The following is a 13,942-nucleotide window of genomic DNA, read 5'->3' as shown; positions in this document are numbered from 1 at the left end:
GCATCCATGAATGTAAACTAAATATTAATGTGTCCAGTTTTCTAGGTACACATCAGTAAGTAACTGCATTTAAATTAAATATTATTTAATTGCGATTCAATATACTGCTTCCTATACAAATTATAATACATTCCTTTTTTAGCGATTAGCTCTTTATGCGTACCCATCTCAGCTATACGTCCTTGATGTATATATAAAATTCTATCGCTAGTAACTATGGTCGATAATCTGTGAGCAACGGTGATTGAAGTTCTTCCCTCAAGAAGTTTCTCGATTGCATCTTGTATCCTCTTTTCTTGATAGGTATCAACTGATGATGTCGCCTCGTCTAGTATCAATATAGCTGGGTCCTTGATCAAGGCTCTTGCGAAGCTCACTAATTGCTTTTCGCCTTGTGATAATTTTCCTCCGCCTTCACCGACGTCTGTGTCGTAGCCATCTTTGAATGACTTTACAATCTCATCTAGCCCAACAACTTCAGCTGCCCTTAGCATCTCCTCTTCTGTCGCATCGTCCTTGCCATATAAAATATTTTCTCTTATGCTTCCTCTAAAAAGATATGGCGTTTGCAAAACATAGCCCAAATTCATTTGCACCCACTTAAGCGGCATCTCTTTATAATTAATACCATCGATAAAAACCTCGCCCTTTGTTGGTTCGTAAAATCTTGATGCTATGTTAATGATGGTCGACTTACCTCCGCCAGTTTCTCCAACTAGAGCAAGTCTTTCGCCATCTTTTATTTTTAGAGAAAAATCCTTTAATATATAGTCATCATCTTTATATGCAAAATACACATCTTTAAACTCAATCTCGCCCTTCATCGCAGGAAGCGACTTTTTAGGCGCATCAAGCGCATCGCCATAAACTTCTTCTATCTCTTTCGTGTCATAGACATCGACATCTGCTTCTAAAATGCTGTTGACCCTGTCCATTGACGCTTGCATCGATATAAGCTCTTTCAAAACCGAGGCAACTTGCCTAATGGGCTCGTAAATCTCAGTTGAGTACTGAACCATAGCAAAGAGCGTACCCACTGTCAAAGTGCCTGCTATGGCTGCTACCCCACCATCTTTAAGAATAAAAGCTGTGGCGATTGAGCCTAAGAATGTTAAGGACGGAATATATAGACTTTGAAGCGTAACTGAGTGTTTGCTGCGTCTTTCGTATCTTTTTGATATTTCTTTGAACTCTTCAAGATTTTCCTTTTCTCTAAGAAGGGTCTTGATAGTTTTTTGTCCTTGTATGTCTTCATTTAGCTTGCTTGTAAGGTCTGACGATGCTGCCTTTATCTCCTTTTGTGCCTTCATCATCTTATCTTGGAAAATGTAGGTAAATATGGCTATGAATGGCATACTTGCTAGAACATAAAGACTTAGCCTTGCATTAAGTAAGTACATAGTTATAAATATGATGACTAGCCTCGATAAACCATCTGCCATATCGAAGAGGTTCCAAGCAACTGATTCTTTAATTGACATCGTGTCGTGAACAAGCCTTGAGACCATCCAACCAACTTGGTGTGTATCCATGTACTTAGCGGAAAGTTTTTGCGTTTTCAAAAAAGTTTCGCTTCTTAGGTAAAGTATGACCTTTTTTTCGAATTTTCCCGCCATAAAGCAGTAAGAAAGCTCGGTAAGCGATATCATCACCACAAAAAGTAGCATCACGATGATAAATTTTGGGAAATTATCAATATCATTTTTATAAATATAATTATCGATGATAAATTTTGTTAATAGCGGCCAAAACGCAAGAAGCATCGCATATATCATATTAAGTACCGCAACGATGGCAGCATCTTTTTTAAATTTTTTCACTAAATTAATTAAACTTATCCTCATCTAGTCCACCTCGATGTTTTGTATCTCATAAATCGTCTTATAAAGACCGTCCTCGTGAATAAGTTCATCATGAGTGCCTTCTTGAATTTTCTTGCCCCTCTTCATAACGATGATTTTGTCAGCGTTCATAAGAGTTGAAATTCTGTGCGAGATGATGATCTTCGTTTGAGTCTCTTCGCTTTGACTAAGTGCAGTTCTTATGTTGATGTCTGTTTGCGTATCAACTGCAGAAAGTGCATCGTCAAAGATAATTATAGGCGTGTGAACAAGTATGGTTCTTGCTATGGCAAGCCTTTGCTTTTGTCCGCCCGATAGACTCACGCCCCTCTCTCCGACAATTGTGTCGTAGCCATCAGGAAAATTCATAATGTCATCGTGAATATCCGCAATTTTAGCCGCCTTAATGATGTCCTCATCGCTCGCGTCAGGATTTCTATATGCAATATTTTCTTTTATACTCTTGTTAAAAAGGTATGGCTCTTGCAAAACTATGGACGTGTTCTCTCTAATCTTGCGCTTAGCAATGGTATTTAGCTCCACACCGTCAATTTTAATAGATCCTTCGTAGTCCATAAGCCTTGGTATAAGCGAAACTAGTGTAGACTTGCCAGAACCAGTTAGGCCAAGCACTCCAAGTGTCTTGCCAGCACCTATGCTAAAGGATAGGTCCTTAACTGCATCATGTACCCCATCATAAGTGAAAGACACCTTGTCAAAGTCTATAGCTCCCTTGATGTTCATGTCTTTGATGCCCTTGTCAAGGTCTTCAGAGTCCATCTGTAAAACTTCGTCGAAACGTCTGATGGCAACAGTTACTCTTGTAAATCTTGAAAGCATTCTGCCTGTTCCTAAGACAACCCAAACCATATTCAAGGCAACAGCAAAGACTGCTGTAAACTCACCAACGGAAACAGCTCCATTTTTGTGCATAAGAACCCCAAATATCGCAATCAAAGCTATTTGCAAGAAGCAAAGAAATTCAGCTACTGACCAAAAGTATGCGAAATACTTCATGATCTTGTAGTCCTTGTTCGCAAGGTCCATGCTTGCCTCTTCAAATTTATTGATCTCGTGCTTTTGTTTGAAAAATGCTCTAACTACCTTGTATGAAGATAAATTTTCTTGCACAGTCGCAGTTAGTCTCGCCTCCGACTGCTCGAACTCGTCGAAGACCTTGACCACGCTTCTATCAAAAAGATATGTTCCTATGAGAAGGAAGGGCATCAAGGATATGGATGCAAGTGCAAGCTTCGCATTAATTGTAAATAGCGTGATTAAAGAGATGACGATGTAGGAGATGTTTCCTAGTAGCGCCATCATGGTAGTAGAAATAATCGTTTCGAATTGAGTGATGTCGCTCGATGCCCTTTGAAGCATGTCACCAGTTGTGATTGACGCCATGTCTTTGATGCTTAGTGACGAAATCTTCGCGTAAATATTGTCACGAATGCCCTTGCTAATGGTGTAAGTCGCCTTGCCACTAATGTATGGCCTTAAAAAATTTAACAGAGCGATTGAAAAACTAATTAAGATGAAAGCCGCAGCTATGATGCCAAGACGCTCTCTAACTAAGTCCCTGCCGCCTAAAAAGTTTATGAAAGATATCATGATTTTATTAGTCGGCTCCTCACTGCCAATTATGCTGTCAATAGTTGTACCGAGGATTATAGGTATAAGCATTTGCAATGCGCTCGATAGAATTTCAAATAAAAATGCTAAAAAATAAATAAATATGTATGGCTGTATGTATTTTTTAACTAGAGAATATTTTTTCATTGTATCACCTCATTTTGCCAATGGTATTATTATACTACTTATTATCACACTTGTCAAAATATTTGCATTCGAACGATTTGCATTCAAGCGTCGCAAAAAAAATGGATACACATCAAACGATATATATCCATCAATATATTTATTAAATTATTTTTTATAAAAACTTTCTTTTACTCCGTGTCAATTAAGACTTAAGCTTAAAATTTTAATTTTAAGTTTAAGTCATTCTTCAAGCAGAAGAAGAACCTCGTCCATACGGACGAGAACCTTTGCGCTATGATGGATAAGGCGAAGCAGTTTTTATAAGATTACACAAAATCGCCCAAACCAAATTTCGCAGATAAAACGCGATGATTGGACGAAGTGGACTGACGAAGCAAGCGGAGCGTACACGAAGTACGTGAGCATTGCTGAGGAAGGAACAAGTTCAAGGGCGCGTTTTAGCGCGAAATCTTATAAGAATTAATATCTCTAATCATTATGTCATTGATATCAATCACACGGTCGCATACATGTTCAAGCAGCTCCACATCATGACTAACCAATATAATGCTCATCCCATGTGTTTTTCTATACGCATCAAGTAGCTCTGTAATCTTGAGCTTCAGATTAACATCAAGTGGCGATGTAATCTCGTCTGCTAGTAAAACCTTTGGCTGTGTTAGTAGTGCCCTAATTATTTGCGCACGGCTAATCATGCCGCCTGATAATTCATTTGGAAGCTTTTGTAAAGAGCTTCTATCTAGCTCGAAGTCATCCATGAGTTTTTCAAGCTCTTCTTCGTTAAAATCTTTTTTCGAAAAGTGAAGCGCCTCTTTAAAGCTAGCTAAGATAGTTTTTTTTGCATCGAAGGATGAGACAGCGTTTTGAAATATTAGCTGTACTGGAAAATCATCGAGGTTCCTTCTTTTATCGCCAACTATGGGCAAATCGCGTCCCTTGTAGAGAATTTCACCTTTGTCAAGAACTATGAGACCAGCTATGAGCCTAAGAAGGGTTGTCTTGCCGCTACCTGATGGACCGATGATGCCTAAAAATTCATTCTCGTATAAATCTAAATTTAAATCGGAAATGGTCGGTGCGTCTGACATTTTAAATGTCTTTTTTAAATTTTTAATCTCTAAAATTTTTTCCATATATTTTCCCTGCCGCATCTAAAAGTAATTTCGTATTCTCTTCTTCGCTTTCAAAAATCTCGTCTGACGCTCTATTCTCAATGATTCGTCCGTCTTTAAAAACGCAAATCCTATCTGTAAGCGCTATGCCGTCAAAGGGGTTATGTGTGATATAGATAAGGCTCATCTTGTTTTTGTCCATGTGATTTTTAATCATATTTATCGCCATATCAGTCGATTCTCTGTCAAGCGCGCTCGAAATTTCGTCCGCAATCAAAAGCTCTGGCCCTCTGTTTAATATCATGGCGATGACAACTCTTTGCTGCATGCCGCCTGAAAACTCATCTGGGTACTTCTTTGCCTTGTCTTTACTGATTCCAATCGCTTCCAAGGACTCAATTGCCTTCTCTTTTGCTTCCGCTTTAGGAATGCCTTTTGCAAAAACTAAATCGCTCGTCATCTGATCAATGACTTTGATGTAAGGATTTAGCGAGTTTTGTACGTCTTGCGTGATATAGCCGATTTCATTTTTTAATTTATCTTTTAAAGTTTTTACTCTTTCACCTTTGTAATATATCTCGCCATCTATTTGTGCCTTGCGGACCAAGCCAAGCGCTGACCTAAAGGTCATGCTCTTACCTGCTCCTGAAACACCAATAATGCTCATGGACTTGCCATCATCAATTAAAAGGTTTATATCTTTGATTATGGATTTGCCAGCTATGCTCACTGAATAATTTCTTAGCTCAATCATACGTTCACCTCATCAAATGTGTAGTGAAAAATTAAGCTTAGGAAAAATATTCCAAGTGCTGGCCACAAAACTATAAGCGGTTTGTCAATGATGTAGCCTCTATACTGATATAGCATGGTTCCAAAATCTGGCGCTGTGATGTCTGCGCCTAAACCGATAAATGTTAGTGAAGCGTAAGCTAGTATATGGTTTGAGGCTTTATTGCCCATAAGATTTAGGCTCGGTGCAAGAAGCTCTGGCAGCAAAAACTTTCTCATGATGTATGAGTTTGGTGCTTGCAGCATTCTAAGCGTATCAACATAAGGGTCTCTAAGGATAATTTCGCTAAGTTTATAGCTTTGGTTTGCGAAGAAACCTATATTTGAAAAGCCTAGTGCAAGACCAACGGCTAAAACCGTGTCCGAGAAGATGATTGACGCGATCAAGGCAACTATAAAGGTTGGTATAATCAAGGTTAAGTCTGTTAAAAAACGTATGACGCTTAAAGCAGCCCCGCCATAAAAGCCAGCTACTATGCCAAGTGCAAGCCCAGCTGCGTATGAGACGGCGCTCGCTATCAAAACAACGCATAAGGTTCTTAAAAAGCCTTGTGCCATAAGCGAGAAGATATCACGTCCCAAGTGATCTGTGCCCATGAAGTGTTCAGCCGATGGCGGCAAGAATTTATTTTTGATGTCAACGAATTTTGGGTTTTGTGTCGGAATTATTGTGAGGACTATCGCTACCAAAAGTATTATGACTACTGATATTATCATCTTTTTCATTATGCGCTTCCCCTCTTTATCACAAATTTCGAAAATACACTAAAAATTAAGTGTACAAAGAACATCCATATAATTATCATCATGATATATGTTTGTATGATTAGATAATCTCTGTGGGCGATGGACTCGATCAAGAATGTCGATAGTCCTTGTATTGATAAAGCGAACTCTACAACTGAGCTGGCGCCTATCACGTAAGCACTTTGACTGATAAGTAAACCGGAAAGGCCTTGCAAGGGCTCGTGGTAGCAGTACTTTAAAAGAGCCTTTTCTCTTTTGTAGCCTCTTTCAATATAAAAACGGAAGAATGGTTTTTTCATCACTTCTAAAAAATATATCCTAACCGTTCTGGACATAGGTCCAATAAGTGGAAGACCTACAAAAAACGTCCCAACTGCTAGGCTTGCGATTGAGCCGGTTTTGAAGAACCTGATGAATCTGTATTTCACTCCGAAAAAATATACAAATAGAACAATAAGTATAAAGACCGGAACGGTTTGAGTGAAAAGAGCGAGTGCCCTTGTGAATTTATCAAAAAAGCCATCTTTAAGGCTTGACAAATAGCCTAGCCAAAAGGCTAATATACTCGCATATATTAGCCCTAATAAGCCAAGCATAAGTGAAACAGGAGCTCTCCTTAATATTTCAGGCTTCAAATCGACGTCTGTCATGTAGCTCTTGCCCCAATCGCCTTTGATAAAATCACTTATCCACTCAAAATACTGCATGCTAAGTGATTTATCAAGGCCGAATTCTTTTTTCAAATAGCTAATATTTTCTTCAGTCGCAGGGAGGTTTCTCTCGCTAAGCGCCATCATAACTGGATCGCCGCTCATAAGCCTAACGATGCCAAAGGCAATCAGTGAACCTACTATGAATATCAAAAGCCATTTGAAAAAAAAGTTTATGACTTTCATTTATCTAACTGTTAGTGTTGGATTTGTTACAAAATAGTCTCCGTTCCAGATTTCATAATTCTTAATATTATCAGAAAGCATTACAAACCAGTGCGGATCAACTGTGTATAGTATTGGAAGATCTTCATAGATCTTTGTTTGAATTTCTTTTGAAAGCTCGTCTCTCTTAGCAATATCAGCTGTTACGCCAAGTTCATCGATTAATTTATCAACTTCAGCATTAGCATAGTAGCTGTGGTTCTTAACAGCGTCTGTCTTAAAGTGTTGAGCGAAGAAATAGTGTGGGTTGCCGCTTGCTGTTGGGTTTTGAGCGTATAATAATATATCGTGATTGCCCTTAGCAGCTTCTTCGTCGATGCTGTCAGCTAGTGAAACGCTTGCTTCTATGCCCACTTGTTCTAGATCAGATACAAGTACTTGGCCAATAACTGGTAGATCTGGTTTAGCAGAGTATGTTAATATAGTTAATTTAACAGGATTACCGTTTTTATCCATAAGCTTGTCGCCTTCATAAGTGTAGCCAGCAGCCTTAAATTCTTCTTTAGCCTTGTCTACATCAAAAGTTAATTTTTGATCGCCATTGAAGCTGAAGTTCTTCGCAAATAGTCCTGTAGGCATGTCTCCTCCGCCAAGTGCATCGATAATCTCTTGTCTATTAACAAGAAGGTCAAGTGCCTTTCTGAAGTGAAGGTCGTTTAAGTGATCTCTCTTAAGATTTAAGAAGCAGTAGTATTGGTAGCCAGCATTGTAATCAAGCGCTTTGAAGCCCTTGTCTTTTAATCCTACAGCTACATCGTTTGTAAGGCCGAAAGCTAGGTCCACTTCACCGCTTTCATAAGCAAGCTTAAGCGCGTTGCCGTCTTTGAAAGCCTTGATAATAACAGTTTCAGGTCTATCTTCAAAACCATCGTAATATTCGTTTCTCTCTAAAACTACTTCAGCGCCTGGTTTAAGCTCTTTAATCTTGTAAGCGCCTGTGAAGATGTATTTGTCACCATCTTTCTTGAACATAACGTTAGTCCACTCAGCGAAAATTGATTCAAGATTAACTGCAGGTAGCTCAGTAACTATCTCTACTTTGTAATCTTCTACTGGAGTGAAAACTATCTTGCCAGCAGAAGCGCGAGCAAATTCATTATTTTCCATGATCATGTTCATTGCTTCACAAAATGCCTTAGCATCAACCTCACTGCCATCAGCGAACTTAACGCCTTCGTTTAATTCAGCAGTAAAGTGAGTCTCGTCTTGAGCCTCGATTGATTTAACAAATCTTGATTTTAAAGTACCATCAGCTTGAAGAGTGTATACGTACTCACTGATACCGTGGTTTGTTATGCTCCAGCCGTTAGATCCATCAAGTGGGTCATCACTTGTAATAACCCAAGTTTGACCAACAGTTATCTCTTTAACATCAGACTTTTCAGTAGTTTCTGTTTTTTCTCCAGAGGCAGTCTTTTCGTTCTTGTCTGCGCCTGTGTCGTTAGTTTTGCAGCCAAATGTGAATAATAATGATAAGATGACCGCCAAGAAAATAATTTTTTTCATAAAATCTTTCTCCTTTAATATACTATAGTATAGAATTAACTGTGCTAAAAAAACTAGCCTTGCTCTGAACCGGAGCAAAACTCAAATACAAGTATCGGACTTATGCGTAGTGCAAATACCGTAGCGGCACTGTGTAGGACTCTAACCCACTTCCTTGTTATATTCTATCTAAGATGATTATACTACAGAGATTAAATTTAGTCAATTGAAATGTGATTGTATAAATAGAAATAGATACATAGAGAGTATGCGTCTTGACAATTGCACATCGAAAAGTATTTTACTTCACACATCGAAAAGTGTTTTCCTTCGCTTGCTACGTCTACATAAATTGTTAATTTCTAAGCTTGCACATCGAAAAGATATTTCCACGCAGCTTAGTTCAACAAATTGACAATTGCTAAGCTTGTCCGACTATAAATCCATATTCGTTCCGCTACGCTTCACTAGATGGATTTATGGCCGTCGTCCTGCGCCAAGCAATTGAAGCAATTTTTCTCAATGCGCTGCTTTTGGAACATATCTTTTCTCACTATATATTCTCAAAAATAAAAATGGATACAAAAAAATGTATCCACTAAAATATTTATAAAATCAAATTTTTACCCCGTGTCAATTAAGGTTTTAGTGTTTAAACTTTAGTTTAAACCTAAAGCCATTCTTCAAAAAAAATTTATGGATAAGGCGAAGTGGAGATTTTTGTCAAACGGAGTGTACACGAAGTACTCGAGTATTGACAAAAATCGAACGAGCCTTAGGCGAAATTTTTTTAAGAATTTTGAATTACAGCGAAATTTTGTCTAATATACCATTTAAGTAAGCAATAGTAATCCCGTAGTTAGTCATCGGCACATTTTTATCCTTCGCCTTCATAACACGATTAAAAACAAGTGTTTTATTAAACATACAAGCACCACAATGAATAATCATGTCATATTTTTCAATATCATCAAAGTCGTCGGCTCTTGTAAATGTAAACTGAAGTCCATCGCCGAAGCGTTTCTTAAGCATGGCAGGAATTTTCACGGTTCCGATATCTTCGTTAATGGGTGGATGTGTACAAGCCTCGGCTATCAGAATTTTTTCATTGCCCTTAAAATTATCGAATTTTTTCGCTGACTCGATGAAATAAGCTATATCGCCTTTCATTTTTGAAAAAAGTACCGAAAATGAAGTGACTTTTGTTATTCCCCCAAAAACGTCATAAACTTTTTTAAAAACTCTTGAGTCGCAGATCACAAGGTCTGCGCCGTGAAATCTATCTCTCACGCTCTCAAGGTCCTCGTCGCCCACGACTATGCTTGTCATGCCCTTGTCAAGTGCTTCTCTTATGGCTTCAACTTGCGCTTTTATCAGTCTTCCCTTTGGTGCTGCTGCATCTTGCGGCATAACCATGATGATGGTCGCTTTGCTATCAACAAGACCATCTAGTAAGGACTCTTCTTTTGTATCTAAAACTTTTTTAAGCGCTGAAAATATTTTTTCTCGTGATGAGTCATCTCTATAAACAATTGCATCTCCATTATCATAGCTCACGTCTCTATCGATCGCCATAATAACTTTGATGACTGGCTTATTGTATTTTTCTAGCTCTGATAAAATCGCTTCATCATCATTATCACCTATATATATAAAGGCATCGGCTTTAGAAAATTCGGCGCGTGTCTTTTTTAGTCTCTCATCTGAAAGGGCTGTGTCGTCGCCAAATCCAGCTGTATCAATGAATACGACTGGTCCAAGTCCCGGAACTTCGATGGATTTACGAACTGCATCTGTCGTCGTACCTCGTTTGTCTGAGACTATGGCAGCATCTGAGCCCATGATGGAGTTAAAAAGCGTTGATTTGCCTGCGTTTACTCTGCCTGCGATGACAACGTGTTTTTGCAATGAACGCGCCATCATAGTCTGAAGTCTCTCTCGCCATTTTCAATCTTTTTAAGATTGTCTCTAACTATCTCTTTAACTTTTTCCTTGCCAATGTTATTTATTTCTCTTTCGATAAGTGCTTCGCCCTTTTTTCTTGTTTCTGGCGATGCATAATCCATTAAATATTCTTTAAGTGTCATAAGTGCGTTCGGTTGACAGATGTTGCCGATTTGTCCTGCTTTAACAAGGCTCATGAATCTATCGCCTGTCCTGCCCGCTCTGTAACAAGCTGTGCAGAATGATGGTATGTGGTTTGTATCCATCAGCCATGAAACTACCTCATCAAGTGTTCTTTGGTCTGATGTAAAGAACTGCTCTGTATCGGCTGAGGACTCTTCTTCCTCGTGCGCGTAGCCGCCTACTGATGTTTTTGAGCCGCCACTAATTTGGCTTATACCAAAGTCGATTATCCTTGCTCTAGTCTCTACTGACTCTCTTGTTGAGATAATCATGCCTGTGTATGGCACAGAAACTCTGATGCAGGCTACTATCTTTTTAAATATATCGTCAGAAATTGCATTTTCAAAAGTTTCTGGGTCTATGTCGTCTGCTGGTCTGATTCTTGGCACGCTAATTGTGTGCGGTCCAACGCCAAAGCGCGCTTCAAGGTGCTCTGCATGCATCAAAAGACCCACGAAATCGTATTCGTAATTATTTAGTCCAAATAAAACGCCGCAGCCAACATCGTCTATGCCGCCTAATTGTGCTCTGTCCATGGCCTCTGTGTGATAAGCGTAGTCATGCTTTGGTCCTGTTGGATGAAGTGCTTCGTAATTTTTTCTATGATATGTCTCTTGAAACAAAATATATGTTCCTATACCGACATCCTTTAATTTCTTGTAATTTTCAATGGTTGTCGCAGCTATATTAACATTGACCCTTCTTATGTCACCAGCTTTGTGATGAACGGAGTAAATGGTTTTGATAGACTCAAGTATGTACTCAATCGGGTTATTGACTGGGTCTTCGCCTGTTTCAAGCGCAAGTCTCTTGTGTCCCATGTCTTGAAGAGCGATTACCTCATTTTTTATCTCTTCTTGAGTTAATTTTCTTCTGCGAATAGTTTTGTTCTTTAAGTGATATGGACAATAAACACAGCCATTGACACAGTAGTTTGATAAATATAGCGGCGCGAATAAAACTATTCTATTGCCATAAAATTTACGCTTGATATCGTTTGCAAGCTTGTAAACTTCTTCGTTTAAATCCTCTTCTTCAGACGACAACAAAAGAAATGCTTCTCTGTGCGAAAGTCCCTTAACTTCCTTCGCCTTATCAATCGCAGCCTTAATCAGCTCTCTGTTGTGCTTATTCGCCCTACCGTACTCAAGCGAGGCAAGAATCTCCTCGTGATTAATAAATTCATCTGCTTTTTCAGAATTAACATCGTATTTATACATTGTAGTCTCCTCTCGTAAATTCAATCTCATATCCAAATTCTTTCAAATACTCGTTTAGTTCGCGAACGCCCTCGATCGCCTCAAGGCCTGATGACTTCTTTCCGTCATATAGGTTATAGCTCTCGCGTGCAAATTTTGGTGACACGTTTGGCATGATTACATTCGCCCCTGATAATATACCCAATTTTCTGCCATTTTCAACAATAGTATTTAAAGCTGTCGTCGATGGTATTAGTGCTTTAGGATGCTCAAGTCTAAGTATTGCGAGTAGTTTTCGCGTTATTTCAAGCGTTCCAGCTGGACACGACTCAAAGCGCGTTCCCTTCGATGGGATGAAGGGTCCCATGCCTATCATAGCTGGGTCTATCTCTCTAATTAATTTTATATCTTTTATAAAGCTCTCTATATTTGTAAATGGCGCTCCGACCATGAAACCCGTTCCGACTTGGTAGCCAAGCTCCTTTAAATCATAGATTGCTTTAAGTCTCCTATCTAAGCTTTGCTCAGCAGGATGAAGCTTTTGAAATATATTTTTATCTGCCGTTTCGTGTCTTAATAAAAATCTATCTGCACCAGCATCTTTAAACATCTTGTAAGACTCATAGCTTCTCACTCCTAAGGATAAAGTGATGGCTGCATCATAGTTTTTCTTTAAATGAGAAATAATTTCAGAAAAAATTTCGTCCGTGAAATGAGTATCTTCCCCGCCTTGTAGAACAAAGGTTCTAAAACCTGCTTCATAAGCCGACTCAGCCGCAGAATAAATCTCTTCTTTACTCAAGCGAAATCTATGGACAGAGGATTTATTCCTGTTTATGCCGCAGTAATAGCAGCCCTCTTTGCAATAGTTTGAAAATTCGATCAAAGCCCTTATGTAAATCTTGTTCGAGAAAGTGGCTTTGGCCGTTTCGCGCGCTTTTTCATATAGCTCTTCTAAAAAATCTTGATCCTCGCTTAAAAGTATTTCTCTAAGCTCCTTATCAGAAAAAAGCATTAAACCCCCTCCAAATCAAAGTTTGGCGTGTAATTCTTGCCATCTTGCTTATCTTGAACGAAGGCCTTCGATATGCCAAGGTCCGCCGCATAGTCGACGAAGCTATCGTATTCTAGGTCGCTAACAGTCCTATTGATCTTCTTATAATTTTTAGCTAAATGCATTGGCTGATATTGATTCATCAGTGAAAATATCACGCTATCGCCATATTTGCCATAAAGAAGACGAACTATCTTTTTCGCATCAAAATATAAATTTGGTAGCAAAAGTATACGTATAATGACTCCTTTCTTCATGATCCCGTCCTCGATAATTACCTCAGAGACTTGTCTATGCATCTCGTCAATTGCCTCAAGAGCATACTTCCTATAATTAGGCGCGTGTGAAAACTCATTGGCATAAGTGTCTGAAAAGTACTTGAAATCAGCTAAGTAGATGTCGATGAGACCATCAAGATTTTTGATTGCCTCTTTGAGCTCGTAGCTGTTTGTGTTGTAGACGAATGGCAGATCAAAGCCCTTTTCCTTAGCCAGAATGATGGCGTCCTTGATAAGATGACTAAAGTGCATTGGCGAGACCAAATTGATATTGTGAACACCCTTTGCTTTTAGCTCGAAAAATATTTCTACGAGCCTTTCTTTGCTTATGTACTTAAATATAGCGTCCTTATTTTGAGAAATTTCATAATTTTGGCAGAAGACGCAAGATAGATTGCATCCTGCGAAAAAAACTGTTCCCGAACCGCGTGTGCCCGAGATGACAGGCTCTTCAAAGACATGAACACTTGCCTTTGAAACTGCAAGTTCATTCTTCATTTTGCAAACACCAAGTTTTTCATCTCTGTCTATGCCGCACTTGCGCGGACATAAATTACATATATACATCATATCACCAAGAATATTATATA

General features: G+C 38.8%; 11 protein-coding genes and 1 riboswitch. All 11 genes read right to left on the bottom strand.

Going from position 1 to position 13,942, the window contains the following annotated elements; genetic code table 11:
- Window positions 1-74: 74 nt before the first annotated feature.
- The 11 genes from BN30_RS08950 to BN30_RS03820 all read right to left on the bottom strand — a co-directional run bounded on the left by BN30_RS08950 (window position 75) and on the right by BN30_RS03820 (window position 13,919).
- Window positions 75-1,844: an ABC transporter ATP-binding protein gene (locus BN30_RS08950; RefSeq protein WP_019214199.1), complete on the bottom strand. Its 1,770-nt coding sequence runs from the start codon at window positions 1,842-1,844 to the stop codon at window positions 75-77.
- Window positions 1,845-3,620, bottom strand: coding sequence for an ABC transporter ATP-binding protein (locus BN30_RS03865; RefSeq protein ID WP_019214198.1), 1,776 nt, complete (start codon window positions 3,618-3,620; stop codon window positions 1,845-1,847).
- 440 nt (window positions 3,621-4,060) lie between these two features.
- On the bottom strand, window positions 4,061-4,756 hold the full coding sequence (locus BN30_RS03860) for an ABC transporter ATP-binding protein (RefSeq protein ID WP_019214197.1): 696 nt from the start codon (window positions 4,754-4,756) through the stop codon (window positions 4,061-4,063).
- Entirely contained in the window at window positions 4,734-5,489 is a 756-nt protein-coding gene (locus tag BN30_RS03855; protein ID WP_019214196.1) for an ATP-binding cassette domain-containing protein, read from the bottom strand. Before BN30_RS03855 ends, BN30_RS03860 begins: the two co-directional genes overlap by 23 nt.
- Window positions 5,486-6,253 (bottom strand): ABC transporter permease, encoded by a 768-nt coding sequence (locus BN30_RS03850; protein WP_019214195.1) that lies wholly within the window; start codon window positions 6,251-6,253, stop codon window positions 5,486-5,488. The genes BN30_RS03855 and BN30_RS03850 overlap by 4 nt, the downstream gene beginning before the upstream one ends.
- Window positions 6,253-7,170 carry an ABC transporter permease gene (locus tag BN30_RS03845; protein ID WP_019214194.1) on the bottom strand — a complete coding sequence of 306 codons (918 nt, stop codon included), beginning with the start codon at window positions 7,168-7,170 and terminating at the stop codon, window positions 6,253-6,255. The genes BN30_RS03850 and BN30_RS03845 overlap by 1 nt, the downstream gene beginning before the upstream one ends.
- Window positions 7,171-8,715, bottom strand: a complete 1,545-nt coding sequence (locus tag BN30_RS03840; RefSeq protein WP_019214193.1) for an ABC transporter substrate-binding protein — start codon at window positions 8,713-8,715, stop codon at window positions 7,171-7,173.
- 69 nt (window positions 8,716-8,784) lie between these two features.
- Window positions 8,785-8,915, bottom strand: a riboswitch (cobalamin riboswitch).
- 583 nt (window positions 8,916-9,498) lie between these two features.
- Entirely contained in the window at window positions 9,499-10,617 is a 1,119-nt protein-coding gene (hydF, locus tag BN30_RS03835; protein WP_019214192.1) for a [FeFe] hydrogenase H-cluster maturation GTPase HydF, read from the bottom strand.
- Window positions 10,614-12,041: a [FeFe] hydrogenase H-cluster radical SAM maturase HydG gene (gene hydG, locus BN30_RS03830; protein ID WP_019214191.1), complete on the bottom strand. Its 1,428-nt coding sequence runs from the start codon at window positions 12,039-12,041 to the stop codon at window positions 10,614-10,616. Before hydG ends, hydF begins: the two co-directional genes overlap by 4 nt.
- On the bottom strand, window positions 12,034-13,035 hold the full coding sequence (gene hydE / locus BN30_RS03825; protein ID WP_019214190.1) for a [FeFe] hydrogenase H-cluster radical SAM maturase HydE: 1,002 nt from the start codon (window positions 13,033-13,035) through the stop codon (window positions 12,034-12,036). The genes hydG and hydE overlap by 8 nt, the downstream gene beginning before the upstream one ends.
- Complete coding sequence (locus BN30_RS03820) at window positions 13,035-13,919, bottom strand: radical SAM protein (protein ID WP_019214189.1); 885 nt, start codon at window positions 13,917-13,919, stop codon at window positions 13,035-13,037. The genes hydE and BN30_RS03820 overlap by 1 nt, the downstream gene beginning before the upstream one ends.
- Between the last annotated feature and the right edge of the window lie 23 nt (window positions 13,920-13,942).

This window comes from Fenollaria massiliensis (assembly GCF_000312505.2).
Taxonomy (GTDB): Bacteria; Bacillota; Clostridia; order Tissierellales; family Peptoniphilaceae; genus Fenollaria; species Fenollaria massiliensis.
The sequence above is the reverse complement of the archived record's forward strand: the minus strand, read 5'-3'. Positions and strand labels throughout refer to the sequence as shown.

What these genes read in the sequence shown, in the direction of transcription:
- BN30_RS08950 (WP_019214199.1), bottom strand. Translation starts at nt 1,844, where the DNA reads ATGAGGATAAGTTTAATTAATTTAGTGAAAAAATTTAAAAAAGATGCT.
- BN30_RS03865 (WP_019214198.1), bottom strand. Translation starts at nt 3,620, where the DNA reads ATGAAAAAATATTCTCTAGTTAAAAAATACATACAGCCATACATATTT.
- BN30_RS03860 (WP_019214197.1), bottom strand. Translation starts at nt 4,756, where the DNA reads ATGGAAAAAATTTTAGAGATTAAAAATTTAAAAAAGACATTTAAAATG.
- BN30_RS03855 (WP_019214196.1), bottom strand. Translation starts at nt 5,489, where the DNA reads ATGATTGAGCTAAGAAATTATTCAGTGAGCATAGCTGGCAAATCCATA.
- BN30_RS03850 (WP_019214195.1), bottom strand. Translation starts at nt 6,253, where the DNA reads ATGAAAAAGATGATAATATCAGTAGTCATAATACTTTTGGTAGCGATA.
- BN30_RS03845 (WP_019214194.1), bottom strand. Translation starts at nt 7,170, where the DNA reads ATGAAAGTCATAAACTTTTTTTTCAAATGGCTTTTGATATTCATAGTA.
- BN30_RS03840 (WP_019214193.1), bottom strand. Translation starts at nt 8,715, where the DNA reads ATGAAAAAAATTATTTTCTTGGCGGTCATCTTATCATTATTATTCACA.
- hydF (WP_019214192.1), bottom strand. Translation starts at nt 10,617, where the DNA reads ATGATGGCGCGTTCATTGCAAAAACACGTTGTCATCGCAGGCAGAGTA.
- hydG (WP_019214191.1), bottom strand. Translation starts at nt 12,041, where the DNA reads ATGTATAAATACGATGTTAATTCTGAAAAAGCAGATGAATTTATTAAT.
- hydE (WP_019214190.1), bottom strand. Translation starts at nt 13,035, where the DNA reads ATGCTTTTTTCTGATAAGGAGCTTAGAGAAATACTTTTAAGCGAGGAT.
- BN30_RS03820 (WP_019214189.1), bottom strand. Translation starts at nt 13,919, where the DNA reads ATGTATATATGTAATTTATGTCCGCGCAAGTGCGGCATAGACAGAGAT.